The following is a 25870-nucleotide window of genomic DNA, read 5'->3' on the forward strand; positions in this document are numbered from 1 at the left end:
TAGCTTTCATTTTATAATAATGTTATGTAAACCCGGACAAAACTGTGTTCTTATTTCACATCAAAAAAGATAATCATTCGCCCTACATTTTAATAGCCATCTATGTTATAGTATTACATAAAAGTTTGTTTATACATAAAAGCGTTAATGCGATGAAGGGAGAAAGTGCGATGAGATATTTAACAGCGGGTGAATCCCACGGCCCTGTGCTGACAGCAATTATAGAAGGAGTTCCAGCTGGGCTCCCCTTGCTTGATTCTGATATTAATGAAGATCTTGCCAGAAGGCAAAAAGGCTATGGCAGAGGAAGACGCATGCAGATTGAAAAAGACCGCGTCAATCTTCTGAGCGGCGTGCGCCACGGCTATACACTCGGGTCGCCCGTTACGTTGTCTGTTGAAAACAAGGATTGGACTCATTGGACAAAGATTATGGGAGCTGAGCCGGTAACAGAACAGGAAGAAAAAGAAATGAAGCGGCAGATCACAAGGCCCCGTCCTGGACACGCTGATCTAAACGGTGCTATTAAATATGGCCATAGAGATATGAGAAATGTCCTGGAAAGATCATCTGCGAGAGAAACGACTGTCAGGGTGGCGGTCGGAGCTGTGGCAAGAAAAATCCTGGCTGAATGCGGGATCACGGTAACGGCTCATGTTCTTGAGATAGGCGGCGTAAAAGCATCTCCGTCATATTCATCCGCAAGAGAACTGCAGAAGTTAACAGAGGACTCGCCTGTCCGCTGCGCAGACGAAGAAGCAGCAGTGAAAATGATGAAGGCGATTGATGATGCCAAAGAGCAGGGAGATTCAATCGGCGGAATTGTTGAAGTGATTGTCGAAGGAATGCCTCCTGGGGTTGGCAGTTATGTACATTATGACCGCAAGCTTGATGCCAAAATGGCTGCTGCGATGCTGAGCATCAACGCCTTTAAAGGAGTGGAGTTCGGAATTGGCTTTGAAGCTGCCAGCAGGCCGGGCAGCCAGGTTCATGATGAGATAGCATGGGATCAAGAAAAAGGCTACTACCGGAAAACAAACCGCCTCGGCGGCTTTGAAGGCGGTATGACTACAGGCATGCCGATTGTTGTCAGAGGTGTTATGAAGCCGATTCCGACACTGTATAAGCCGCTGATGAGCGTAGATGTGGAAACGAAGGAGCCATTCTCGGCAAGCATTGAGCGATCTGACAGCTGTGCAGTTCCTGCGGCAAGCGTAGTCGCTGAGGCTGTTATTGCATGGGAAGCTGCTAAAGCCATAACAGAACAATTTGGTGCAGATCGAATTGGTCTGATTCAGGAAAATGTCCGTAAAATGAGAGAACATGCGAGGGAGTTCTGATGAGAAGCATTCAGGTTAGAACAGCTTCTCATTCATACCCTGTCCACATTGGTGCGGGGATTTTTGCAAAGCTTCCTGATGTGCTGGCTGAGACCGGACTCTCTCCTTCTAAAATTCTGCTTGTTACAGATACAGAGGTTGAAAGGCTTCATGGGGAAAAAATAAAAGCCGTTCTGGACACAGCGGCACCCTGGTGTCAATATACTGCTGAAAGCGGCGAGCAAGCAAAATCGTTCGAATCGTTTTTTAATGTCCAATCCTATGCCTTGAAAGAAAAGCTGGACAGAAAATCCTTGATCCTTGCAGCAGGGGGAGGAGTCGTCGGCGACTTGGCAGGCTTTTGCGCTGCAACCTATATGAGAGGGATTCCGTTCATTCAAATTCCAACGACACTGCTGGCCCACGACAGTGCGGTGGGAGGGAAAACGGCTATTAATCATCCTGAGGGCAAAAATATGATTGGTGCCTTTTATCAGCCTGAAGCAGTGCTGTTTGACACAGACTTTTTAGAAACGCTTCCGCAGAAAGAGCTGCGTTCCGGCCTATCTGAAGTCATCAAGCACGCTCTTATTAAAGATGAAGAGATGCTTTACAGCTTGCTGGACAATGTCAGCTCACCGGAAGAGATTTCACCGGATATGCTCGAAGAACTGATTGAAAAAGGAATTAGCATCAAGGCAGCTATTGTATCAGAGGATGAGAAAGAACAAGGCATTCGGAGCTTTTTGAATTTCGGGCATACTCTCGGGCATGCGCTTGAAAAAATTGCCGGTTATGGTTTTTATACACATGGAGATGCGGTTGCTTGCGGCATGGCCTTTGCGCTTTGGCTGAGCGAAAGAACACTTGCAAAGCAGCTGGGTGCAAAAAAGATTGTTTCATGGTTTAAAAGGATGGGATATCCTGTCACAATCCCTGAGAACTTCGCTTCAGGGGACCTCTTGGATGCCATGGAAAAGGATAAAAAGGCAGAATCAGGCTCTATTCATATGATTCTGCTTTCAGGCATAGGCTCACCAGTAAAGCATCCCTTTAAGAGAAGAGAACTAGAGAAGCTCTTAAATGAATGGCGATTGGAGGGACAGCTGTGAATAGGGGAATTCGCGGTGCTACTACCGTTGAGAGAGATGTTCAGGAGGAAATCCTTGATGCTGCAGAAGCTCTCTTCCGGGAAATAGCCGATAAAAATCAAATAGAGCCGGAGCAGGTTGTTAATGTGTATATTTCCATGACAAAGGACCTGACATCTGTTTTTCCTGCAAAAGCCATGCGGAGGCTGAAGGGCTGGGACAAAGTTCCCGTCATGTGCATGCAGGAAATTGATGTGCCGGGCAGTTTGGAAAAATGTATTCGGATTATGGTGACGGCAGAAACCCGTTTAAAACAGGAGGAAGTCAGGCACATTTATCACAACAGGGCTGTATCGCTCAGACCGGATCTTGCAGGTAAAGATTCCTCATGTAAAAGTAGATGATTTCGGTTGACAAAAAAAATCCTCCGTACTAACATGGATAACAAGTTAAAAGAAAGTCCAGTACAGTTTAGATGAGTTGAGAGAGTTCAGGGTAGCAGAGAATGAGCAGAGCAGAGGTGCGGATACTTTCTTGTATGCGCGGATTTTGACTACCCAAAAATAGAGAAGCTCATGGAAGCTTCCCTGTTTTTGGGTTTTTTAATAGAACGGATTTTGCCCTTTCCGTTTTGGTCACATCCGAAAACTTAACCTCCTTTTCTTCATTCTCCCAAATTTTCATTTCGGGAGTGAACCTTATTATGCCTTCTTCATTTGCATCATTTTTGGAAAAATCCAAAACCTATCAAACTATACCCATTACAAAATGCTACAAAATCGATACATTTACACCGATCAGGCTTTTTCAGGCACTCAAAAAGGATGCTGTTTATTTGCTCGAAAGCCATGATGAGAGCTCAAGCTGGTCGCGGTATTCATTTATCGGGCTGAATCCCATTTACACGATCAAGGAAGAAAAAGACGCTTTTATAATGAAGGACCGTAAAGGGAAGGAGCTGCACCGGACAGATTGTTTTCCGGATATTTTCCGCTTTTCAGAGGAGAGGCTGAAAGCAGCTGTTCCGGATTTGCCGCTCCCTTTTACAGGAGGAGCAGTCGGATACATTTCCTATGATGCCGTTTCTCTTTTTGAGCAGCTTCCATTGCACCGGGAATCAGAGGCTCATAGCTCGAAATGCGAGCTTGTCATTTGCGAAACCATTGCGGCCTACGATCATATTGAAAAAGAACTGTCTTTTATCTCCTATATCAGTCTGGAAGGAGCAAAAGAAGAGAAAGCTCTTCGGCAAAAGTATGACGAAGCAGAGAATAAATTGGACGGCTATCTTCAGCAGTTAAAAAATGAAAACCAGGCAGACAGCATTTTTCTTCCTCCGATTGAAAGGGCGGCGGCTGATTTCAGTGCTGTTGATTCTAACTACACGAAACAGGAATTTACAAAGATCGTTGAAAAAATTCAGGAATACATTCATGCGGGAGATATTTTTCAGGGAGTGCTGTCTCAGAAATTCAGCGTCCCAATCAGCATCAGCGGCTTTGATTTATACCGGATTTTAAGGAATGTGAATCCTTCGCCTTATTTGTTTTATTTGAAAACAGGCGATGGCGAACTTGTCGGCAGTTCTCCTGAGAGGCTGATTCATGCAGCAGACGGCCATCTTGAAATTCATCCGATAGCAGGAACAAGAAAAAGAGGGGAGACGAAAGAAGAAGATGACCGCCTTTGCCGTGAGCTCCTGCATGATGAAAAAGAACGCGCAGAGCATTTAATGCTTGTTGATCTCGCGAGAAACGACATCGGCAAGGCTGCTGAATATCACTCTGTTAAAACAGATCATTTTATGGAACCTGTCTTTTTCTCACATGTGATGCATCTTCTCTCAAAGGTAACAGGCAGGCTGAAAAAGGGAACACACCCAGCAGAAGCGCTGATGGCTGCTTTCCCGGCTGGTACTGTATCAGGAGCACCGAAAATCCGGGCTATGGAAATTCTGAAGGAGCTTGAAAATGAACCGAGAGGGCAATATGCAGGCTGTGTAGCCTATATCGGCTTTGACGGAAATATTGATTCCTGCATCACCATCAGAACTGCAGCAATTAAGGACGGCAAAGCTTACGTTCAAGCTGGAGCGGGAATTGTGGCAGATTCCGTGCCAGAGCTTGAATATGAAGAAACACAGAATAAAGCGAGCGCACTGCTGAAGGCCATTGAACTGGCGGAAGCCTATTTCAGAGAGGAGGACTCCCATGAAATCCATTCTCAAGCAGGCTATTGAAGGACATACATTCAGCGAAGATGAAGCGTGCCAAATCATGCTGGGACTGATGAATGGCGAAGCAACGCCAAGCCAGATTGCAAGCCTTCTATCCATCATGAGGCTCAGGGGAGAAACAGCTGAAGAAATTATTGGCTTTACAAGGGCGATGAGAAGCAAAATGATTTCCTTTCACTATCGTGAAGATGTGATCGATACTTGCGGCACAGGGGGAGACGGCGCTTCCACCTTTAATATTTCCACTGCATCTGCCATTGTAATGGCTTCTCTCGGAGCGAAAGTAGCAAAGCATGGAAACAGGGCTTTTTCTTCGAAAAGCGGCAGTGCAGATGTGCTGGACAGACTTGGTGTAACACCTCAAAGCTCGCCGGAAGAAGCAGTCAATGCACTTGAAGAGAAAAATATGGCGTTTCTTTTCGCACCGCTTTACCATGCGTCCATGAAGCATGCAGTAGAGCCGAGGAAAGACATTGGTTTCAGGACGGTGTTTAACCTGCTTGGTCCTTTGGCCAATCCAGCGGGAGCCAAAAAGCAGATGGTCGGAGTCTTCTCTCCTCATTATGCTAAATTGATGGCAGAAGCCATGCTGAAGCTGGGTACAAAGAGAGCCCTTCTGGCATCTGGAAGAGACGGCTTGGATGAATGCAGCATTTCTGCTCCGACCGACGTATTTGAAATCAAAAACGGAGAAATCCTCTGTTATGAGGTAACGCCGGAAGAAATGGGCCTGAAAAGAGGCAGCTTGAAAGAGATAAAAGTTTCCAATCCGGCAGAAAGTGCAGCCTTGATTCACCGTGCCTTTTCAGGTGATGAAAGAGGAAGTGCAAGCGCCATTATTGCCTTGAATGCAGGAGCCGGCCTTTATACGGCAGGACTGGCCGGAAGCATCCGCGAGGGAGTGCATGAAGCCCTGCAGGCGCTGAAAAATGGCACAGCTCTCAGGCATTTGGAAAAAATGAGCGGCAATAAGGAGGAAAAGTATGCTTGATAAAATTCTGGATTACAAGAAAGAAGAGGTAGCAAAATTGGTTTTGCCGGAGGATGCAGATCTTCCAGTCCTATCATTTGAAAATGCCCTAAAGCGGCCGAACAGGAGACTTGGGCTCATTGCTGAAGTAAAGAAAGCATCACCTTCCAAAGGGCTGATCAAAGAAGATTTTCACCCTGTGTCCATTGCTTCCCAATATGAAGCAGGAGGCGCTGACTGCATTTCTGTTTTAACAGACGAAAGGTTTTTCCAGGGAAAGCGCGATTTTCTGTCAGAAGTGAAGAGAAATACCAGAATTCCAGTGATGCGAAAAGATTTTATTATTTCAAGCATCCAGGTAAGAGAATCAAAGAGGATCGGGGCTGATGCTATTCTCCTCATCGGAGAGGCACTGGAAGCAAAAAGGCTGCATGAGCTTTATCTTGAGGCAAAGGAAGAAGGAATGGAGGCACTCGTAGAAGTTCATTCCGCTAACGTGCTTGAGAAAATTCTAAATGTATTCACTCCTGCTGTCATCGGAGTAAATAACCGGAATCTGGCTACCTTTAAGACAGATCTTTCCCAGCTTTCCTATTCGGCAGATCTGATGCCTGAAGGCTCCATCATTGTCAGCGAAAGCGGCATTCATACGAATGAGGACCTGCTGCAGGTGGAGAAATATGGGGCAAAAGCTGTTCTGGTTGGAGAATCGCTGATGAGACAAAGTGATCAAAGAGAAGCGATTTTGAATCTTTTTGGAGAAAATGCCAATGAACAGGCCTCTCATTAAATACTGCGGCATTTCATCGCTTGAAGACTTAAGGGCTGCTTCTGCTTCACAGGCAGATTATATCGGAATGATTTTTGCCGAAAGCAAACGGAGAATAGACCCAAAAGAGGCGACAGAGTGGATCAGCGAAACAGGGCTGAACGGAAAAAAACTTGCTGCTGTAACGGTTAATCCTGGTGAGGAGGAAATATTATCGATTGCGGAAACTCTTCCTCTTTCTGTCATTCAGTTTCATGGGGATGAAGATCCGGCGTTTCTCGCTCAGATAAAAAAAACAGCTGGAATTGACGTTTGGAAAGCTGTTTCAGGAGGAAGCAGTGTGCTGGAAGAAATGGCGCGCTATCAGAGCGTCTGTGACGGCTTTGTGGCTGACAGCCGCACGAAAGACGCTTACGGCGGGACAGGAAAAACCTTTGACTGGAACCTTGTGCCGGCAATTGTCCAGGAAGCAAAGAAATACGGTAAGCTTTGTTTCATTGCAGGCGGCATATCCTATCTGAATATTGAAAGGCTCATGGAATACAAGCCGGAAGGAATAGACCTGGCAAGCGGAATTGAAGAGAATGGGAAGAAATCACTCGAAAAAATAAAACAGCTGGAAGAGAAGGTGAGAAAGCATGAAAATACTGCCTGATAAAAATGGAAGATTCGGAGATTACGGCGGGAAATTTGTTCCGGAGACGCTTATGCAGCCGCTTGAAGAACTTGAATCAGCTTTTGAAAAATACAGAAATGATCCTGTTTTTCTGGAAGAATATCATTCTCTGTTAAAAAACTATTCCGGCAGACCGACTGCTTTGACTGAGCTTAGTAATATGACAAAAAGGCTTGGCGGAGCAAAACTCTATGTAAAAAGAGAAGATTTGAATCATACTGGTGCCCATAAAATTAACAATGCGATCGGACAGGCGCTGCTTGCTGTCAGGATGGGGAAAAAGAAAATAATCGCTGAAACCGGTGCAGGCCAGCACGGTGTGGCGGCAGCGACCGTTGCAGCGAAATTCGGTCTGGAATGCAAGGTGTTCATGGGTGAAGAAGATGTAAGGCGCCAGGCTCTCAATGTGTTTCGGATGGAGCTTTTGGGAGCAGAAGTCATTTCTGTCTCAAGCGGGAACGGCACGCTGAAGGATGCGACAAATGAAGCGATCCGCTATTGGGTGCAGCATTGCGAGGATCATTTTTACATGATTGGATCAGTTGTCGGTCCGCACCCCTATCCTTTAATTGTAAGAGAATTTCAAAAAATAATCGGCAATGAATCGAAAAAGCAGTTTTTGGAGAAGGAAGGAAAATTGCCTGATCACGTTTATGCCTGTGTTGGAGGAGGATCCAATGCGATCGGCATGTTTCATGGTTTCCTTGAAGAGGAAGATGTGAAGCTTGTCGGTGTTGAAGCAGCAGGAAAAGGGATAGATTCAGGGCTTCATGCGGCAACGATCACTAAAGGAACAAACGGTGTGATTCATGGCTCCCTGACCTATTTAATACAGGATGAATTCGGGCAGATTGTAGAGCCGTATTCCATCTCTGCAGGACTTGATTACCCTGGAGTAGGACCTGAGCATGCTTATTTGGCTGCATCAAAGCGGGTAAAATACGTCCACTGCACAGACAGCGAGGCACTGGATGCTTTAAAAACACTCGCAAAGGAAGAGGGGCTGCTTGCCGCCATTGAGTCTGCTCATGCGCTTGCAAAAGCATTCCAGGCAGCAAAACAGATGAACAAAGAAGAAAGTATTCTCGTCTGTTTATCTGGAAGAGGTGACAAGGATGTTCATACATTGATGGAGAATAGTAAAGGAGGAGAGGACAATGACCAATCATTACACGGAGATCACTGAGCAGGGCAAAAAGCTGTTTATTCCATTTATAACAGCAGGAGACCCTTGTGCTGAAGCGACGATTGATTTGGCATTTGCCCTTCAGGAGGCAGGTGCTTCCGCCATTGAGCTCGGCATTCCATATTCAGACCCGCTCGCTGACGGACCTGTTATTCAAAGTGCTTCCAAGCGGGCGCTTAAGCAGGGAATGAACATAGTCAAAGCGATGGAGCTTGTCCCCGAAATGCGGGAGAAAGGCCTTAAAATCCCGATTATTCTCTTTACGTATTTTAATCCTGTGTTACAATTGGGAGAAGAACGCTTTTTCGCTTTAATGCGCAAAAATGACGTAAATGGCCTGCTTATTCCTGACCTGCCTTTTGAAGAAAACGGAGACCTGAGGATGAAATGCAGAGATGCGGGCATTACTTTCATTTCCATGGCTGCTCCGACCTCTTCACAGAGGCTAGAAAAAATTGCGGCTGGATCGGAAGGATTCCTTTATTGTGTTTCCTCGCTTGGGGTTACAGGGGAGCGGAAGGAATTTAATGAAAGCATCTATTCCTTCATTGAAGAAGTCAAATCAATAGCTCCAATTCCGGTTGCTGTCGGCTTTGGCATTTCTTCAGGAGAGCAGGCACAGAAAATGAACGAGGTATGTGACGGTGTGGTAGTCGGCAGCGCTTTGATCAGAAAAATAGAAGCTCTTGAAGACAGGCTTCTGGATAAAGAGCTTCGAAAGGACGCTGTGAAAGAGCTGAGAGAATACGCCAGAACATTTGTCACTTCCGCCTAAATGAAAAGGGGACTTAAGTTATGGAAATCAAATCACAGCTGCGCAGTCTGAAACCTTATCAGCCTGGCAAACCGATTGAGGAAGTTAAAAAAGAATACGGCCTTGACAAAGTAGTCAAGCTCGCGTCGAATGAAAATCCTTACGGCTGTTCTGAAAAGGTTGTTCCGGCACTTGAAGAAGAACTAAAACAGCTTGTTCTGTATCCTGACGGCTACAGTGCAGTTCTGAGAGAGAAACTTTCTGTCATGCTTGGCATACAGGAAAAGCAGCTGATTTTTGGAAACGGCTCAGATGAAGTGGTACAGATCATTTGCAGGGCTTTCCTCGATCAGGACTCTAATACCATTATGGCTGTGCCCACATTCCCTCAATACCGCCACAACGCTGTTATTGAAGGAGCGGAAATAAGGGAGATTCCAGTAATAAACGGAGAACATGATTTAGAAAAAATGCTGTCAAGCATTGACGCACGGACCAAAGTAGTATGGCTGTGCAGCCCTGATAATCCGACGGGAAGATATATTAATGAAGAGTCTTTTATTCATTTTATGGACAGAGTGCCTGAGCATGTTCTCGTAGTTTCAGATGAAGCATACAGAGAGTATGTGACAGCTGACGACTACCCTGAGACGGTCAAACTGCTTGATCAATACCCAAATCTTGTTATTTTGCGGACTTTTTCAAAAGCCTACGGTCTTGCAGCGCTTCGAATCGGCTATGGCATCGGATCCGAGACTCTCATTCAGGGAATGGAACCTGCGAGAGAGCCTTTCAATACGAGCCGTCTCGCACAGACGGCGGCGCTTGCTGCACTTGAAGACCAGGAGTTTATCCGCCGCTGCAGAGAGCAAAATACTGAAGGGCTGTCGCAATATTACCGTTTTTGTGAAGAAATGAATTTATCGTTTTTCCCTTCGCAAGGCAACTTTATCCTGATCGATTTTAACAGAGATGGTAATGAACTGTTCCAAAAACTGCTGGAAAAAGGCTATATTGTCCGCTCAGGAGCAGCGCTTGGATTTCCTTCATGCCTCAGAATTACTGTCGGCAGCAAAGAGCAGAATAATGGCATCATCACCGAGCTGAAAAAAATTCTTTAAACTTTATCTTTATGGGGTGAAATAGATTCACCTCTTTCACTTTTTTTATGCAGAAGGATGATGCTTACACTATAATAGCAGGGTGAATAAATGATGAAAAAAGTTTTTATAGCAGGGCTGGGGCTTATTGGCGGATCCATTGCCCTTGCCATTAAGAAAGTACATAAAGAAATTGAAGTGATCGGCTTTGATATCCAGGAAAGTCAGCTCGACGCAGCTGAAAAACTTGGCGTGATCGACAGCAAGGCAGGAAGCTTTGAAGAAGGCGCTCTTTCAGCAGACGTCATTTTTTTGGCAGCGCCTGTCCAGCAGTCACTGAAGCTTATTGAAAATCTTTCTCTTCTGAATCTCAAAAAGAATGCCATCATTACAGATGTCGGAAGCACGAAAAGAAAGATAACAGAATTTGCAAGAGAAACCCTGCCGGACGGAATGATTTTTATCGGGGGGCATCCAATGGCAGGCAGTCATAAATCAGGTGTGACGGCAGCTAAATCGCACCTTTTCGAGAACGCCTATTATATCCTGACCCCTGAAAGGGATAGCCTGAAAGAACAAATAGAAGAATTGAAGCAGCTTCTTCAAGGCACAAAAGCGCAATTTGTTGAGATGAAGCCTGAAGAGCATGACAGGATAACCGGTGTGATCAGCCACTTTCCTCATATTGTGGCGGCAAGCCTTGTACACCAGGCTGAATACTATGAAAGCGACTTTCCGCTCATAAAGCCTCTTGCTGCAGGCGGGTTTAGGGATATTACCAGGATTGCCTCGAGCAATCCGGCAATGTGGCGGGATATTCTGCTGCAGAACCGCGAATATATGATCAAGCTTTTTGAGGACTGGACAAACGAAATGAACAGAATCCGCTCCTTTGTCGAGCAGGAAAATGATTCTGCGATCTATGCCTACTTTGAAAAAGCCAAGGCTTTCAGAGATGAACTGCCTGTTAAAAAGGAAGGGGCTATTCCTTCTTTTCATGACCTTTATGTGGATATCCCTGATTATCCGGGAGTTATATCCGAAATAACCGGCTATCTCGCAAAAGAAGCGATCAGCATTACGAATATCAGAATCATTGAGACAAGAGAAGAAATTTATGGCGTTCTCAGAATCAGCTTCCAGACTGAGAGAGACAGAGAAAAAGCGCAAAGCTGCATAGAAAAATACACGAAATATGAAACATTCTTCGGCTGATTCAGGAGGAGATACAATGAAGCTAAATAAAGTAGATTCTTTAAAAGGTGAAATAACTGTTCCTGGAGACAAGTCCATTTCACACCGAGCTGTTATGTTCGGAAGCTTGGCAAACGGGGAAACAGTTATCAGAAATTTTTTAATGGGTGCAGACTGCTTAAGCACTGTCAGCTGTTTCAGAAAAATGGGGGTGGCAATTGAAGTAGGCGATGAGCAGGTAACAGTTCAAGGAAAAGGCATTGATGGTCTAAAGGAGCCGGAAGAGGTGCTGGACACCGGAAACTCTGGAACCACAACAAGGCTGATTCTGGGCATACTGGCTGGACTGCCATTTCACACAGTGCTTACAGGGGACGAATCTATTGCAAAAAGGCCTATGGCCCGCGTAACAGAGCCTCTCAGGCAAATGGGGGCGAAGATCGAAGGAAGAGCGAATGGCCAATTTACACCGCTTTCCCTTCGCGGAGGAGACTTAAAAGGCATCAGCTATCACTCGCCTATGTCAAGTGCCCAGGTGAAATCCTCGATTCTTCTGGCAGGTCTTTTGGCTAAAGGAGAAACAACATCAGTCACAGAGCCTGAAAAATCAAGAGATCACACAGAGAGAATGCTGAAAGCCTTTGGTGCTGATCTTGAAGAAGACGGACTTGCCGTTTCCATTAAAGGAGGTCAGTCCTTAACAGGCATTGAAATACATGTTCCAGGCGATATCTCATCGGCGGCATTCTTTTTGGCGGCAGGAGCAATTGTGCCTGACAGCATCATCACGCTGAAAAATGTCGGCATGAATCCGACTAGGACAGGAATGATTGAAGTTCTGCAGGCAATGGGTGCTGACCTTGAGATACGGTACGATGAAGCCTCTCTTCAAGCAGAGCCGATGGCTGATCTGACCATTAAAACCTCCTCGCTTAAGGGAATTGATATTTCGGGAGATTTGATCCCAAGACTGATTGACGAGATTCCAATCATTGCCCTTATGGCCACTCAGGCTGAAGGAACAACAGTGATCAGAAACGCAGAAGAATTAAAAGTGAAAGAAACGAACCGTATTGACACGGTTGTAAACGAATTAAAAAAACTTGGAGCGGATATAGAACCGGCTGATGACGGGATGATTATACGCGGTAAAAGCAGGCTTTCTGGCCCGGCAAGCGTCAAGAGCCATGGGGATCACCGGATCGGGATGATGCTTGCTGTGGCTTCTTGCATTACAGAAGGAGGGTTGACGCTTTTGGAAAGCGAAGCTGTCAATGTCTCATACCCTGACTTTTTTCATCATCTGCAGCAGCTGAGCAAGTAGCAGGCGAAAATCCTTTGAGGATTTTCGCTTTTCCTTTTTAGATGGAATATCTGTCGTTTTTTATTCATAGCCTGTCTTAAAGAAAAGGCTCCATAACTTGTCTAAAGATTTAACCGGAAGACAAATGCGGATCTTTTAACCTTGACAGCAGCTGAATAAAGGCGGTGATCTAATTCGGAAGTTTCGAATCCCTCTGGAAAAATGAGGTGAGAATGACCAGGGTTTCTCCCGAGAAGGGGGAAATCAGAACGGGAGCCTATGCAGATTACAATCTTTACAAACTTAGAGTCACAGGCGATTTGGTTGAAACCGGCTCTGTTCTGGATTATGATATTACTGTTCCGGCTATAACAGTTCATAAGGGACGCGTTGTAAAAGCAGGAAAAGAGATCATGTATACCCCTGGATTCGGGGAAGAACGCCTCATTCCGATCAGTAAATTTGCCTTTAATGAACGATCAGGCAGAGGCTTTTAATGGAAAGGAAACAAATATGCAGCCTAATTCATTGCAGAAAGCGATTGAACTTGTAGAAAAAGGACAAGTGGAAGAAGGACTTGGCCTGTTAAAGGAAATGGAAAGCACCCTTCATGATGAAGAAAAATTTCTGCTGGCAGAAAAATATTATGAATGGGGCAATCCTGAACTTTCCCTGTCCATTTTAATAGATCTTCATCTCCTTTATCCGGAAGAAACAGATATTACTCTTTTGCTTGCTGATGTTTACATTGATCTTGAAATGGAAGATGAAGCAATCAAACTTCTTGAAGAAATCAGCCTTGAAGATGACGCCTATCCGCAGGCTCTTCTGCTCCAGGCAGATCTTTACCAGATGCAGGGACTTCAGGAGGTCACAGAGCAAAAGCTTAGAGAAGCAAAACGCCTTTTACCGGATGAACCTATCATTGATTTTGCCCTCGGAGAATTTTATTTTCAGTCCGGCAAGGATTTAAAGGCCATCACATTTTATGAAACAGCGCTCAAAAGCATGAAAACAGCTGCTGGTGTGCAAATTGAAGAAAGACTCGCTGAAGCACTTAGCAGTGCAGGGAGATTTGAAGATGCTCTGCCTTATTATGAAAAGGTCAATGAGGACGAATTGAGCCTGCATTCCCTCTTCAGCTTTGGCGTCACAGCACTTCAGGCTGGCCATGCTGAAACAGCCATTGATAAACTGACAAAACTGAAGGAATATGATCCTGACTATTCTTCCCTTTATTTGGTGCTGGCCAAGGCCTATGAACAGGAAGAAATGCTGAAAGAAAGCCTTGAAACAGCAAGAGAAGGCCTGAAAGTAGATGAACTGAATAAAGATCTGTATTTATTCGGCGGAAAAATGGCATTGAAAAATCACCTGCCTGAAGAGGCGGAAAGACTGCTGCGGGAAGGAATCGCGATTGACCCAGGACATGCAGAAGCTGTACTGGCGCTCGCCGGTATTCTGCTGCAGTCGGAGAAATACGAAGAAGTCATCGAGCTCATGGAGGAAGTTATGCGCTTCGGTGAAGAGGATCCCCACTATTTTTGGCACCTCGGAAAAGCCTATAATGAAACAGAAGATTACAGCAAGGCATCAGACAATTATCAAAAAGCATATAGATTTTTTAGCGATGAACAGGATTTTCTTGTGGAGTACGCCGCGTTTTTAGTTGAAGAGGGAGACAGGCAGCAGGCCGCCGCTCTTCTTCGCAAAGCACTAGAAATGGATCCGTCCAATGTCGAAATCCAAGCCAATTTGATGAGATTGGAAGATGATTTTCTCAGCTAGCGGGCAGGAATTGCCATATGATTTGTTGAAATGAATCAGTAAGAATGAAGGTAAAGCAGAGGAGGGATGGATGATGACGGCCCCTGTATCTGTCAATGAGAAAAAAGACTTTATCAGATGGTTTTTAAATCACTATCAGCTGAAACGAAGAGAGTGTGTCTGGATTCTCAATTACCTGATGAGCCATGATGGGTTAATGGAACGGGTTCACTTTGTGGAACAGGCTCAATACTGCCCCCGCGGCATCATCATGTCAACGCATTGTGTTGAAGAAGTTCCTTTCCGGTTTTATAAAGAAAATGTAATGACAACAGATGCAGAAAAATCATTTCATGATATCCGCCTGAACAGGGAGGAAGAGCTTTTTATTCAGCTGAATTTCCGTTCGTCCTACCAGTCGCCGGAGTATGCGGTGGTGCTTGAGTCTAATCCATTCATGCCTAAGCATTATACAATGAATGAAAAGGACCGGGTAGTAGCTGAAAAGGTTCTGGAATCTTCCATCAAAACGTTTCAGAAGGAAAGATTGCTGAACGCCATTGATGCAGCACTTGACCGGAATGATCAATCAGCTTTTCAGGAGCTGACAGAAAAACTGAAAAATCTTGTTTGAAAAGGCGGCCGTTTACCCGGCGCCTTTTTTTGCAATGGCTAAGTTATACGAGAATGTTGAGTTTTATGCACCTTTTCATTGGAGCAGCGGGCATGAGGCACCAGCACTGCCGCGGCTGTTTTAGGTGCTTGAAATAGAATTTTTATGAAATTCCTGAAAGAAACAGCGTCTAAAGACCTGAAAAAAGATTGTGCAGAAGGAAAAACAGGAAAGGGAAAAGCTCTACTTTTGCTGTACAATAAAGTAGAATAAAAGAATAAAGAAAAAGAGGTGCCAATGGTGAAATGGACATCAAAGGATTTAAAAATCTATCAGAAGGAGGAAAGCTACTTTGATACGATTCTTCTCCCGCTTGTACCGGTGAACTTCACTGAATTGCCCGCAAGAGCAGCAGAAAAGACTGAATTTTCTGCACTTGTAGCGGACGAGCTGGAAAGAAATCTGGCAGGGAGAGTCTTGCTTGCCCCGCCGTTTACATATCTCTCCGCGGAAGATGAAGCTTTTGAGAGGCTGCTCTCATGGAAAGCTGCGCTGTCTGAGAAATTCCGCCATATTTTATGCATTACAGGAGATGAAAGCTGGAAAAACAGCCAGCTGCCTGATCACACCCGATTAGTCTGGGTGCCGCCGCTTCCTGTGAACGACATGGACGAACCTTATTTGAAAAAATTATTGGAAGAACAGACAAATCAAATTATGAACATTTTGTTACAATTATGGAGACAATGATGTAAGCCCTTGCATTTATTAGTATTTTCTAAAAAAGGATGATATTGACCTTGTTAATAGATTGATATATCATTAAAATGTCCTAGTTTATAGATATTTTTGTATTTTCTGGCATTTCATGTGACGGACATAGGGGGGGTTTTGATGAGCGAGAGAAAACCCGACGTTTCACGACGTCAATTTCTGAACTACACGCTTACGGGCGTAGGCGGTTTTATGGCTGCCGGAATCTCAATGCCGCTGATCCGCTTTGCATTGGATCCTGTATTAGAGCCTGCGGCTGCTCAGGGGTTTGTTCAGGTGGTTAAGGCTGATGAAATAACGAATGAACCGCAGCGGTTTGATTACAAAATCAAACAGACGGATGCCTGGTACAAATCAGAAGTATCCAAATCAGCCTGGGTCTTCAAGGATCCAAAAGGCGAAATTGTTGCCCTGTCTCCGATCTGCAAGCATCTTGGGTGCACAGTCAACTGGAAGGGCGATCCGAAAACGCCAAACGAATTTTACTGTCCATGCCATGGAGGCAGGTATGAAAAGGATGGAACCAACATCCCTGGTACACCCCCTCAGGCGCCGCTTGACCGCTATGAACACCAGATCAAAGACGGCTATCTGTATTTAGGTGCAGCCAAGCCGAAAGGGGGAGCGTAAAGCCATGCTGTCTAAACTGTATGATTGGGTTGATGAAAGGCTCGATGTTACTCCATTATGGCGGGATATTGCAGACCATGAGGTGCCGGAGCATGTCAATCCGGCCCATCACTTTTCCGCTTTTGTCTACTGTTTTGGAGGATTGACTTTCTTTGTGACAGTAATCCAGGTTTTATCCGGCATGTTTTTAACAATGTATTATGTCCCCGACATTAAGAACGCCTGGGAATCTGTTTATTATTTGCAGAATGAAGTGGCTTACGGCCAAATCGTCAGAGGAATGCACCACTGGGGAGCAAGCCTTGTCATCGTGATGATGTTTCTTCATACACTGCGCGTTTTTTTTCAGGGAGCGTATAAAAAGCCGCGCGAGCTCAATTGGATTGTCGGTGTTCTGATTTTTTTCGTCATGCTTGGCCTCGGCTTTACAGGCTACCTGCTTCCATGGGACATGAAAGCCCTTTTTGCTACAAAAGTTGGCCTGCAGATTGCAGAAGCGACTCCTTTGATCGGCGCCCAGGTGAAAACCCTGCTGGCCGGACATCATGATATTGTCGGTGCCCAGACACTCACCCGCTTTTTTGCCATCCATGTTTTCTTCCTGCCTGCTGCCCTATTCGGGCTGATGGGAGCTCACTTCCTGATGATCCGGAAACAGGGTATTTCAGGACCGCTGTAAACCGGCGGTATCTTGACAGGATCTATAAAAAAGGGAGGGAATATACATGCACCGCGGAAAAGGGATGAAGTTTGTTGGAGATTCGCGCGTACCGGCGATAAGAAAACCGAATATTCCGAAAGATTATTCTGAATATCCAGGAAAAACAGAAGCGTTCTGGCCGAATTTTCTCCTGAAAGAATGGCTTGTCGGAGCCGTTTTCCTAGTCGGCTTCCTATGTTTGACTATAGCGGAAAAATCACCTCTGGAAAGGATTGCCGATCCGACTGATACCGGCTACATACCGCTTCCAGACTGGTATTTCCTGTTTTTGTACCAGCTTTTGAAGTATTCATTTGCCTCAGGACCTTATACCGTCCTCGGAGCAATTGTTATACCTGGAGTTGCAGTCGGAGCCTTGATGCTTGCTCCATTTCTCGACAGGGGTCCAGAGCGCAGGCCGTATAAGAGGCCAGTCACAGTTGGAATGATGCTGCTTGCCTTTTCAGCTATGTTTTATCTTACTTGGGAATCTGTTTCAACCCATGACTGGAAAAAAGCGGCTGAACAAGGTAAAATTAGAGCGGAAGTAAAAATTGATACAAATGCGGAAGGCTATAAAATCTTTAAAGCCCAAACCTGTGTTTCCTGCCATGGCGACAACATGCAGGGTACAGCCGCCGCGCCTTCATTGATAGACAATGGCAAAAAACCTGAAGAAATCGCAGAAATCGCAAAAAAAGGGTACAAGAAGATGCCAGCCGGTATATTCAAAGGAACAGACAAAGAGCTGAAAACCCTTTCTGAATTTGTTTCGAAAGTAAGCTCCAAATAATCTTGGCTGGCAGCTGTCAGCCTTTTTGTTTGCTTTTGGAAGTTGTACGGGTGCTGTTGGGAAAGGTGCATCAATTTTTAAATGAAATAAGTATTCAGACAGAAATGGATTGGTTAAACGGATGAACGCGATCTTGTATGGCTTTGGACAAAAGCCTGTTATTGCAGCCCTATTTATGATTAATCTTCTTGGCACAATCTACGGCTATTACTGGTATATTCCGCAGCTTGTGGAAACCCCGCCGGTTTTTCTTGCCTTTGTCCCTGACAGTCCCACTGCCAGCTTGTTTTTTACAGCAGTTCTCTTATTTTTCTTATTCAAAAAAAATGCACCGCTTCTTGAAGCGCTTGCCATTGTGACGCTATTTAAATATGGCATCTGGGCGGTTGTAATGAACCTTCTTGTTTTATTATTTGAAGGTAGCCTTCCCTGGGAAGGCTATATGCTGATCGCTTCCCATTTTGGCATGGCCGTTCAGGGAATCCTGTATTCTCCGTATTTCAGATTTAAGCTAAGGCATCTTATGATAACTGCCGTCTGGACGGTGCACAATGACGTGATCGACTACGTATTTGGCATGATGCCGAAATATTACACTTTAATGTCCTACATGCCTCAAATTGGCTATTTTACCTTCTGGCTCAGCATACTGTCCATCTTTCTTGGCTATTGGTTTGTTGTTCGCAGAAACAGCGCCAAGCTTGAGCTTTCCTAAAAGAGTCCGGTTCTCCGGACTTTTTTTGTATGATCGGAAAATACAAAATAGCCGAGAACCGCATCAAATGGCTGGGGATGCTTATTTGCTGCACAAGCGCTTTTTTTGGTCTAACCTTGTCCTTTCTCACATACTGTTTTATTAACAGGTTCAGGAGGGACAAGAATGAAAAAGCTGATGTCCGTAGGTTTGATAGCCATTTTCCTCACTTTTATCCCCTATAGGGCGGAGGCAGAGGGCTCCGTCAATTGGACTTCTTTAAACGCGATTTCCCATGATGTTTTTCATTTAGCCAAAGAACACCATTTTGCTGAATCTTTGCAGCTCATTTCCTATTACGGCAGGCAGTTTAAAAAGCTGGATATGAAAGAAGCCGGCATCAGCTACGATGAACTGAGGGCAATTGCAGCCGTGCACCAAAATGCTGAAGAAGCACTGCAAAGCAAAAAAGAGCCCGAAGAAAAAATTAAAGCGGTAACGCAGTTCAGATTATTATCAGATGCACTCCACTCAAAAAATGAGCCTCTCTGGGGTTCTATGGAAGAAGAAATTATGACGGCATTTGCCGAAACGAAAAAAGTGGCCGAGAAAGGGAAGCCTTATCAAGAAGAGTGGAAGAAGTTTTTATCTTTATACGAGATGATCTATCCCTCTGTTTCGGTTGATGTCAGTTCTGATAAAGTCAAAAAAGTGGATTCAGATATAGCGATCATTGCAGACAGGCAGTTTGCGGGTTTATCAGAAAATGCCAAAACAAAGCTGCTGGATGCTGCACAGACTGATATTCAAAAACTGTTCGAAAAAGCAAAGGACGATGAAGCAGATCCTTCGCTCATATGGGTGATGATTTCAACTGGGAGCATCATTCTGCTTTCCCTTTCTTATGCAGGCTTCAAAAAATACAAAGGCGAGCAGCAGCAAAAACAGCAAAAAAAACAGACAGAAAAATAGGCTGATCCAGAAATCTCAAGCTGCATGGAAGGTGCAGGCCTGAGATGGCTGGGATCAGCCTTTTATCTTTCTATCGGTTTTTTCTCTGCATCAAGCGTAAAGCCCTCACCGATGACATCATGCACATCGCTGACAGCCACAAAGGCATGAGGATCTACAGAAGTGATCACCTGCTTCAGGCGGACAAGTTCGTTTTTTGCCACCACACAGTAGAGCACATCAATATCCTTCCGGGAATAAGAGCCCTGTCCTTTAAGGATCGTGACACCCCTGTCCATTTCCTTCAGAATTTTTGACGCGATTTCGTCATTCAGAGAGGACATGATGGTCGCACCTTTAGCGGCATATGCTCCTTCCTGGATGAAGTCTATCACTCTTGCTGCAACAAAAACTGCTACAAGGGTATACATCGCCTGTTTATAATTCAAATACACAATCAGCGAGAGGATAATAACGCAAAAATCAAAGACAAACATCGTTCTCCCCATGCTCCAGCTGCCGTATTTAAACACAAGGCGGGCGATAATATCAACTCCGCCTGTTGTCCCGCCGTATCTAAAAATAATACCAAGGCCGACACCAATAAAAACGCCTGCGAACAGGGCGGCGAGGAACAGGTCATGCTCAAGAGGCATTCTGATTTGATGAGCTTGAAAAATTGCCAGAAATACAGACAGACTGACAGTGCCGATGAGCGTGTAGAAAAACGCGGTTCTGCCAAGCATCCTCCAGCCGATAAAAAAGATCGGAATGTTCAGCACAAGGTTTGATATGGAGGGATCGATATGAAATACAAAGTATAAAAGCAATGTAATACCAGTAAACCCGCCCTCAGCAAGCTTGTTCTGCATATTGAAATGAACCAGCCCGAAAGCAAAAATGGCTGAACCGAGCAGAATGAAAAGAATGTTTTTAAATTTTAAACCAAATAGAGTCAATCACATCAGCTCCTTTATGTCGAATGCAGGCGATAATAGTATAGTGGAAGAAAAGGTTTTCGGCAAATCATCATAGGCTCTGCGAAAACATTGTCAAATGCCTGTCAATTAGCTAACATTAGCATAGTATGTCATTTTCGAAATCGTTCAGCCATCAGCAAACGCAGAAACCGGGGTGAGAAAGTTGGATCAAAAACATAAAACAATGAAACAGCTTCAAGAAGAAGTTGATCAATACATAGGACAGTTCAAAGAAGGCTATTTCAGTCCGCTGGCAATGGTGGCCAGATTAACAGAAGAGCTGGGAGAGCTTGCGCGGGAAGTCAATCATACATATGGAGAAAAACCCAAAAAGAAAACAGAAAAAGAAAAGGCCATTGAAGAAGAAGCAGGAGACATGCTTTTCGTACTGATCTGCCTTGCCAATTCATTAAACATTGACCTCGAAAAAGCGCATGATGCGGTAATGGAAAAATTCTCGACGAGAGACCGTGACAGATGGACAAAAAAAGACAGCTAAAGGAGAATGCCTGATGGAAAAAATCAAAATTGTCATTGCAGGTCCCAGAGGGAGAATGGGGAGCGAAGCAGTAAAGCTTGTGGAAGAAACCGAACACTTTGAGCTTGCAGGCGCAGTAGATTACAAGCATGACGGAAAGCGGCTCAATGAGCTGGCCGGTTTTACAAGCGAAGCAAAAGTTTACGGTGAACTGAAAGATTGTCTTTTTGAAACAAATCCTGATGTCCTGATCGACCTGACAACGCCTGAGATTGGCAGAAAACATACCATTACAGCCTTGGAATACGGAGTAAGGCCAGTGGTCGGCACTACCGGTTTTTCAGCAGAAGATCTGGAAATGATTGAAGAAATGGCGAAAAGACAGCAAATCGGCGCGATCATCGCACCGAATTTTGCAATCGGCGCTATTTTAATGATGAAGTTTTCCCAAATGGCTGCCAAATATTTATCTGACGTCGAAATTATTGAACAGCACCATGATCAAAAGCTTGACGCACCGTCTGGAACAGGCATAAAGACGGCGGAAATGATTCACGCAGTCAGGGGGGAAAAAAGGCAGGGACATCCGGATGAAAAGGAAACGATGGAAGGCGCAAGAGGAGCTTCCTATCACGGAATCAGAATACACAGCGTTAGGCTTCCCGGCCTAATCGCCCATCAGGAAGTCCTTTTTGGAGGCGATGGGCAAACGCTGAAAATCAGGCATGATTCGTATAACAGAGCTTCCTTCATGTCAGGTGTAAAACTTTCAGTTGAAGCAGTAATGAACTTGAATGACCTTGTGTACGGCCTTGAAAATATCATTGAATAAAGGAGCGGTGTTATGAAAATCGCATTGATCGCCCATGATAAAAAGAAGAATGATATGGTTCAATTCTCCATAGCTTACAAAGAGATTTTAAAGAATCATGAACTGTTCGCCACTGGAACAACAGGTTTAAGGATTCAGGAGGCAACAGGTTTAGCCATTCACCGCTTCCAATCAGGCCCGCTTGGCGGAGATCAGCAGATTGGCGCATTGATTGCCCAGAATCTGATGGATGTGGTTCTTTTTTTCAGAGATCCTCTTACAGCACAGCCCCATGAACCTGATGTCTCTGCTCTGATCAGACTTTGCGATGTATATGCCGTCCCGCTTGCAACCAATATGGGAACAGCTGAAATCATTATCATGGGCCTTGACAGAGGTGACTTAAAATGGCGGTCGCTCGTTCATAAGGAAAGCTGACGTTTCTTTAAATAGAATAAAAGACAGAGCTTAGAAAAGAATTAGTTCTGCTGTTTTACTACATAAAATAGGCAAGTTAGGAACAGTTGAACTGTTCCATTATGAAATGGACCGGGTGATAACATGAAAAAATTAAAAATCGGCATCACATGCTATCCTTCTGTAGGAGGATCCGGCATTGTCGCAACAGAGCTTGGCAAGCTTTTGGCTGAAAAAGGCCATGAAATTCACTTTATAACCTCAAGCCTGCCGTTCAGGCTTAATAAAGTATATGGAAACATCTACTTTCACGAAGTAGAGGTGAATCAATATTCTGTATTCAAATACCCGCCTTACGATCTGGCGCTGGCCAGCAAAATGGCCGAAATAGCGAAGCGCGAGAAGCTGGACCTGCTGCACGTCCATTATGCGATCCCTCATGCCATCTGCGGCTACCTTGCAAAACAGATGACCGGGGATCATTTAAAAGTGGTCACAACCCTGCACGGGACAGATATTACAGTGCTTGCAAACGATCCCTCCCTTTCAGGCCTGATCAAGTTCGGCATTGAAGCATCCGACAGAGTTACAGCAGTCTCGCACTCGCTTGTGCAGCAAACCTATGATTTGCTGAAGCCTGATAAAAAAATTGACACAGTATATAATTTTATCGATCAGGAAGTATACCGTAAAAAAGATGCCGAGCATTTAAAAGATGCCTATGGAATAGAAAAGGGAGAAAAAGTTCTGATTCACGTTTCAAATTTCCGAAAAGTAAAACGGGTGCCTGATATTGTAAAAGTCTTTCAAAAGGTGCTGAGCAGCATGCCGGCAAAGCTGCTGCTAGTCGGAGACGGGCCCGAGATGACAAAGGTATGCGGGTTAATCAATGAACTGGGGCTGAAAGATCATGTTCTTCTTCTCGGAAAACAGGAAAACATGGAGGAACTTTATTCCATCAGCGATCTGCAGCTGCTGCTGTCTGAGAAAGAAAGCTTCGGACTCGTGCTTCTTGAAGCAAGCGCCTGCGGAGTCCCTTCCATAGGGACCAGAATCGGTGGCATTCCGGAAGTGATCCTAGACGGAGAAACCGGCTTTTTATGCGACGTAGGCGATGTGGATGGAGCGGCGCGCCAATCCATAGCATTGCTGACAGATGAAGACATGCACCAGCGCTTTGTGGAAGCAGGTCTTAAGAGAATCAATGATTGCTTTCATTCAGGGAGCATCGTGGAACAGTATGAAAAGATCTATGCAGAATTACTTCAACTACAGGAGATGTGAAGAGTGAAATCTGTCTTTCTAAATGCCCTCCAAATCTTGCACAAACTAACGAAAGAAGGATATCAGGCCTATTTTGTCGGCGGTTCAGTCAGGGACTCCCTTCTGGAAAGGGAAATCGGCGATGTGGATATTGCCACTTCGGCAGCACCTGATGAGGTGCAGCGGATTTTCCCGAAAACGGTTGACGTTGGAGCAGCGCACGGGACCGTAATTGTTATACATAATGGAACGCCGTACGAAGTGACAACCTTTCGGACTGAGGAAGGGTATAAGGATGCCAGAAGGCCAGATAAAGTTTCGTTTGTTCAGGATATCACCGAGGATTTGAAAAGAAGGGATTTTACTGTTAATGCAATGGCAATGGATGTGGATGGAAAGCTCATTGATTTCTATGGCGGCCGTGAAGATCTGAAAAAAGGGATCATCCGGACTGTAGGGGATCCTGCAGAACGGTTCTCTGAGGATGGGCTGCGGATGATGAGGGCTGTCCGTTTTGTAAGCCAGCTTGGTTTCAGGCTTTCAAATGAAACGAAAAATGCCATTACAGAAAAAAATGCGCTCCTTCAGAAGATTTCAATTGAAAGAAAGCTTGCTGAATTTGACAAGCTGCTTTTAGGGGAAAACAGGGGTGAGGCCATTCTCCTTCTATTGGAAACAGGAATAGAAGAGCATCTTCCCTTTTTAAGCGGACAGAAAGAGGCACTCCTGAGGTTTGCCCGGCATGAGAAAGGGGCTCTTTCTTCCCTGAATGAAATGTGGATGCTGCTGCTCTATGAGCTGCACTTCAGCGATCCAGCAGGGTTTTTAAAAAGCTGGAAAATGCCGATGAAGCGGATTAAGCATCTTCAGCATGGTGTTTCGATTCTGGAAAAGCGAAGGCAGGAAGGCTGGACAAGCTGGCTGCTTTATCAGGCGGGAAGTGAAGCGGCAATAGAAGCAGAAGCCTGCTGTCTTGCGCTTGAGGGTGAAACCAGCAGAAACAGAGCTCTGAAGGTGGAGGAAGCATTCCGCTCACTGCCGATCAAAAACCGAAGCGAGCTTGCGGTAACAGGAGAAGATTTGCTGAATTGGACAGGCAAAAAACCTGGACCATGGATATCAGAAATGCTTGAGGATGCCGAGCAGGCTGTTCTCTCCCATAAAATCGGCAATTCAAAGACAGAAATAAAGGAGTGGGTTTTCCGTTGCAGCAGTCAAAAGTAAGGCAAATGCTGCTTCAGGCTTTTTCAGAAGCAGAGGGCAGCTATGTATCGGGACAAAAAATGAGTGAAGTGCTTGGCTGTTCAAGAACAGCTGTATGGAAGCATATTGAAGACCTTAGGAAAGAAGGATATGAACTGGAAGCTGTCCGAAAGCTGGGGTATAAGATTGTTAAGGTTCCTGACAAAATTTCAGGAAATGAAATCCGGCTTGGACTGAAAACAAAACGGCTTGGCAGGCATATTCATTTTGAAGAAAGCGTGGGTTCTACACAAAAAACAGCTCATGCCCTTGCTGGCTCCGGAGCAGAAGAAGGAACGATTGCAGTAGCTGACCAGCAGACAGAAGGAAGGGGCAGACTGTCCAGGTCATGGCATTCCCCTAAAGGAAAAGGGATTTGGATGAGCACAATCCTGAGACCGGAAATTCCACTGAATAAAACCCCTCAGCTTACCCTTCTTGCTGCTGTGGCCATCGTACAGGCCATAGAAGAATCCACGGGGCTCTCACCCGATATCAAATGGCCGAATGATATTTTAATCAACGGGAGAAAAGCGGTTGGAATTTTAACAGAGCTCCAGGCTGAAGCAGACCGGGTTCATTCCGTCATTATTGGAACTGGATTAAACATTAATCATGAAAAAAATGACTTTCCAGAGGAGCTGCATGGAATCGCCACATCGTTAAGAATGGAAAGCGGACAAAAATTCAACAGGGCTCAAATCATTCAGGAAATCCTTCTGAAGCTGGAAACCCTGTATGATCAGTATTTGACGCATGGATTTAAGCCGGTCAAACTTTTATGGGAATCGTATGCGATCAGTCTGAATCGGCGAATTACAGCCCGCACTCTGCAGGGGGCCGTTTCTGGAAGGGCCATCGGCATCGATGACGAAGGAGTTCTTCTCCTTCAAAAGGATAATGGAGAAACAGAAAGAATTTACTCGGCTGATATCGAGCTTGAAGGCTAGGCAGCAGGCGGTTTCAGCAAATAAAAATCTGGCTGTATAGATGGCCATAGTGTATAATACACAGTGAAAACAGCGCTTTAAACATATGGGCAGTATCTTTAGCGGAACTGCACCGTTTTATCAAACCGCATTTTCATATGAGATATTCTGCCTTGATCCATAGGACTGGGACAGAGGGATGATCACCGTATTCAAGCTATGAAGATAAT

The 25870-nt window shown here is 45.0% G+C and carries 28 protein-coding genes; 27 read left to right on the forward strand and 1 reads right to left on the reverse strand.

Going from position 1 to position 25870, the window contains the following annotated elements:
- The first annotated feature begins 170 nt into the window (after positions 1 to 170).
- The 21 genes from aroC (at position 171) to ypjB (ending at position 19541) form a co-directional block, all read left to right on the forward strand.
- Positions 171 to 1340: a chorismate synthase gene (gene aroC, locus LRR81_RS03915; protein WP_231787976.1), complete on the forward strand. Its 1170-nt coding sequence runs from the start codon at positions 171 to 173 to the stop codon at positions 1338 to 1340.
- Positions 1340 to 2431: a 3-dehydroquinate synthase gene (gene aroB, locus LRR81_RS03920; RefSeq protein WP_231787977.1), complete on the forward strand. Its 1092-nt coding sequence runs from the start codon at positions 1340 to 1342 to the stop codon at positions 2429 to 2431. Before aroC ends, aroB begins: the two co-directional genes overlap by 1 nt.
- A complete protein-coding gene (gene aroH / locus LRR81_RS03925) occupies positions 2407 to 2814 on the forward strand; it encodes a chorismate mutase (protein WP_231787978.1) in 408 nt (135 codons plus the stop codon). Before aroB ends, aroH begins: the two co-directional genes overlap by 25 nt.
- Positions 2815 to 3113: 299 nt before the next feature.
- Positions 3114 to 4649 (forward strand): anthranilate synthase component I, encoded by a 1536-nt coding sequence (trpE, locus tag LRR81_RS03930; RefSeq protein WP_231787979.1) that lies wholly within the window; start codon positions 3114 to 3116, stop codon positions 4647 to 4649.
- A complete protein-coding gene (gene trpD, locus LRR81_RS03935; protein WP_231787980.1) occupies positions 4621 to 5637 on the forward strand; it encodes an anthranilate phosphoribosyltransferase in 1017 nt (338 codons plus the stop codon). The genes trpE and trpD overlap by 29 nt, the downstream gene beginning before the upstream one ends.
- Positions 5630 to 6406 carry an indole-3-glycerol phosphate synthase TrpC gene (trpC, locus tag LRR81_RS03940; protein ID WP_231787981.1) on the forward strand — a complete coding sequence of 259 codons (777 nt, stop codon included), beginning with the start codon at positions 5630 to 5632 and terminating at the stop codon, positions 6404 to 6406. Before trpD ends, trpC begins: the two co-directional genes overlap by 8 nt.
- Positions 6387 to 7040 carry a phosphoribosylanthranilate isomerase gene (locus LRR81_RS03945; RefSeq protein ID WP_231787982.1) on the forward strand — a complete coding sequence of 218 codons (654 nt, stop codon included), beginning with the start codon at positions 6387 to 6389 and terminating at the stop codon, positions 7038 to 7040. Before trpC ends, LRR81_RS03945 begins: the two co-directional genes overlap by 20 nt.
- Positions 7024 to 8247: a tryptophan synthase subunit beta gene (trpB, locus tag LRR81_RS03950; protein ID WP_231787983.1), complete on the forward strand. Its 1224-nt coding sequence runs from the start codon at positions 7024 to 7026 to the stop codon at positions 8245 to 8247. Before LRR81_RS03945 ends, trpB begins: the two co-directional genes overlap by 17 nt.
- Positions 8219 to 9022 carry a tryptophan synthase subunit alpha gene (gene trpA / locus LRR81_RS03955; protein WP_231787984.1) on the forward strand — a complete coding sequence of 268 codons (804 nt, stop codon included), beginning with the start codon at positions 8219 to 8221 and terminating at the stop codon, positions 9020 to 9022. Before trpB ends, trpA begins: the two co-directional genes overlap by 29 nt.
- A gap of 20 nt (positions 9023 to 9042) precedes the next feature.
- Entirely contained in the window at positions 9043 to 10122 is a 1080-nt protein-coding gene (gene hisC, locus LRR81_RS03960) for a histidinol-phosphate transaminase (protein ID WP_231787985.1), read from the forward strand.
- Between the two features lie 90 nt (positions 10123 to 10212).
- The gene (locus tag LRR81_RS03965; RefSeq protein ID WP_231787986.1) at positions 10213 to 11316 is read left to right on the forward strand and encodes a prephenate dehydrogenase; all 1104 of its coding nucleotides are present in this window, start codon (positions 10213 to 10215) and stop codon (positions 11314 to 11316) included.
- A gap of 16 nt (positions 11317 to 11332) precedes the next feature.
- A complete protein-coding gene (gene aroA / locus LRR81_RS03970; RefSeq protein WP_231787987.1) occupies positions 11333 to 12619 on the forward strand; it encodes a 3-phosphoshikimate 1-carboxyvinyltransferase in 1287 nt (428 codons plus the stop codon).
- A gap of 212 nt (positions 12620 to 12831) precedes the next feature.
- Positions 12832 to 13095, forward strand: a complete 264-nt coding sequence (locus LRR81_RS03975) for a hypothetical protein (protein ID WP_231787988.1) — start codon at positions 12832 to 12834, stop codon at positions 13093 to 13095.
- A 16-nt stretch (positions 13096 to 13111) separates the two neighbouring features.
- Positions 13112 to 14386, forward strand: coding sequence for a tetratricopeptide repeat protein (locus LRR81_RS03980; protein WP_231787989.1), 1275 nt, complete (start codon positions 13112 to 13114; stop codon positions 14384 to 14386).
- Between the two features lie 73 nt (positions 14387 to 14459).
- Positions 14460 to 14999, forward strand: coding sequence for a ReoY family proteolytic degradation factor (locus LRR81_RS03985; RefSeq protein ID WP_231788611.1), 540 nt, complete (start codon positions 14460 to 14462; stop codon positions 14997 to 14999).
- 276 nt (positions 15000 to 15275) lie between these two features.
- A complete protein-coding gene (locus tag LRR81_RS03990) occupies positions 15276 to 15728 on the forward strand; it encodes a DUF2487 family protein (RefSeq protein WP_231787990.1) in 453 nt (150 codons plus the stop codon).
- Positions 15729 to 15872: 144 nt separating this feature from the next.
- Entirely contained in the window at positions 15873 to 16382 is a 510-nt protein-coding gene (locus LRR81_RS03995; protein WP_231787991.1) for a QcrA and Rieske domain-containing protein, read from the forward strand.
- 4 nt (positions 16383 to 16386) lie between these two features.
- Positions 16387 to 17061 (forward strand): menaquinol-cytochrome c reductase cytochrome b subunit, encoded by a 675-nt coding sequence (qcrB, locus tag LRR81_RS04000; protein ID WP_231787992.1) that lies wholly within the window; start codon positions 16387 to 16389, stop codon positions 17059 to 17061.
- A 46-nt stretch (positions 17062 to 17107) separates the two neighbouring features.
- Entirely contained in the window at positions 17108 to 17875 is a 768-nt protein-coding gene (locus tag LRR81_RS04005) for a menaquinol-cytochrome c reductase cytochrome b/c subunit (RefSeq protein ID WP_231787993.1), read from the forward strand.
- 121 nt (positions 17876 to 17996) lie between these two features.
- A complete protein-coding gene (gene lhaT, locus LRR81_RS04010) occupies positions 17997 to 18590 on the forward strand; it encodes a lipoprotein heptaprenylglyceryl N-acetyltransferase LhaT (protein WP_231787994.1) in 594 nt (197 codons plus the stop codon).
- Positions 18591 to 18755: 165 nt separating this feature from the next.
- On the forward strand, positions 18756 to 19541 hold the full coding sequence (gene ypjB, locus LRR81_RS04015; RefSeq protein WP_231787995.1) for a sporulation protein YpjB: 786 nt from the start codon (positions 18756 to 18758) through the stop codon (positions 19539 to 19541).
- 62 nt (positions 19542 to 19603) lie between these two features.
- Here ypjB and LRR81_RS04020 read toward each other — a convergent pair whose 3' ends face one another.
- Positions 19604 to 20479 carry a YitT family protein gene (locus LRR81_RS04020; RefSeq protein WP_231787996.1) on the reverse strand — a complete coding sequence of 292 codons (876 nt, stop codon included), beginning with the start codon at positions 20477 to 20479 and terminating at the stop codon, positions 19604 to 19606.
- A 205-nt stretch (positions 20480 to 20684) separates the two neighbouring features.
- Between LRR81_RS04020 and LRR81_RS04025 the strand changes: the two genes are divergently transcribed.
- From LRR81_RS04025 to LRR81_RS04050, 6 genes are all read left to right on the forward strand, one after another.
- Positions 20685 to 20999, forward strand: a complete 315-nt coding sequence (locus LRR81_RS04025; RefSeq protein WP_231788612.1) for a nucleotide pyrophosphohydrolase — start codon at positions 20685 to 20687, stop codon at positions 20997 to 20999.
- Between the two features lie 13 nt (positions 21000 to 21012).
- Entirely contained in the window at positions 21013 to 21810 is a 798-nt protein-coding gene (dapB, locus tag LRR81_RS04030) for a 4-hydroxy-tetrahydrodipicolinate reductase (RefSeq protein ID WP_231787997.1), read from the forward strand.
- 12 nt (positions 21811 to 21822) lie between these two features.
- Positions 21823 to 22227, forward strand: a complete 405-nt coding sequence (gene mgsA, locus LRR81_RS04035; RefSeq protein WP_231787998.1) for a methylglyoxal synthase — start codon at positions 21823 to 21825, stop codon at positions 22225 to 22227.
- A 123-nt stretch (positions 22228 to 22350) separates the two neighbouring features.
- Positions 22351 to 23490 (forward strand): N-acetyl-alpha-D-glucosaminyl L-malate synthase BshA, encoded by a 1140-nt coding sequence (gene bshA, locus LRR81_RS04040; RefSeq protein WP_231787999.1) that lies wholly within the window; start codon positions 22351 to 22353, stop codon positions 23488 to 23490.
- Between the two features lie 3 nt (positions 23491 to 23493).
- A complete protein-coding gene (locus tag LRR81_RS04045; RefSeq protein ID WP_231788000.1) occupies positions 23494 to 24693 on the forward strand; it encodes a CCA tRNA nucleotidyltransferase in 1200 nt (399 codons plus the stop codon).
- Positions 24694 to 24698: 5 nt separating this feature from the next.
- Complete coding sequence (locus tag LRR81_RS04050) at positions 24699 to 25661, forward strand: biotin--[acetyl-CoA-carboxylase] ligase (RefSeq protein WP_231788613.1); 963 nt, start codon at positions 24699 to 24701, stop codon at positions 25659 to 25661.
- The last annotated feature ends 209 nt before the right edge of the window (positions 25662 to 25870 follow it).

Source organism: Metabacillus kandeliae, assembly GCF_021166585.1.
Lineage (GTDB): Bacteria > Bacillota > Bacilli > Bacillales > Bacillaceae > Metabacillus_B > Metabacillus_B kandeliae.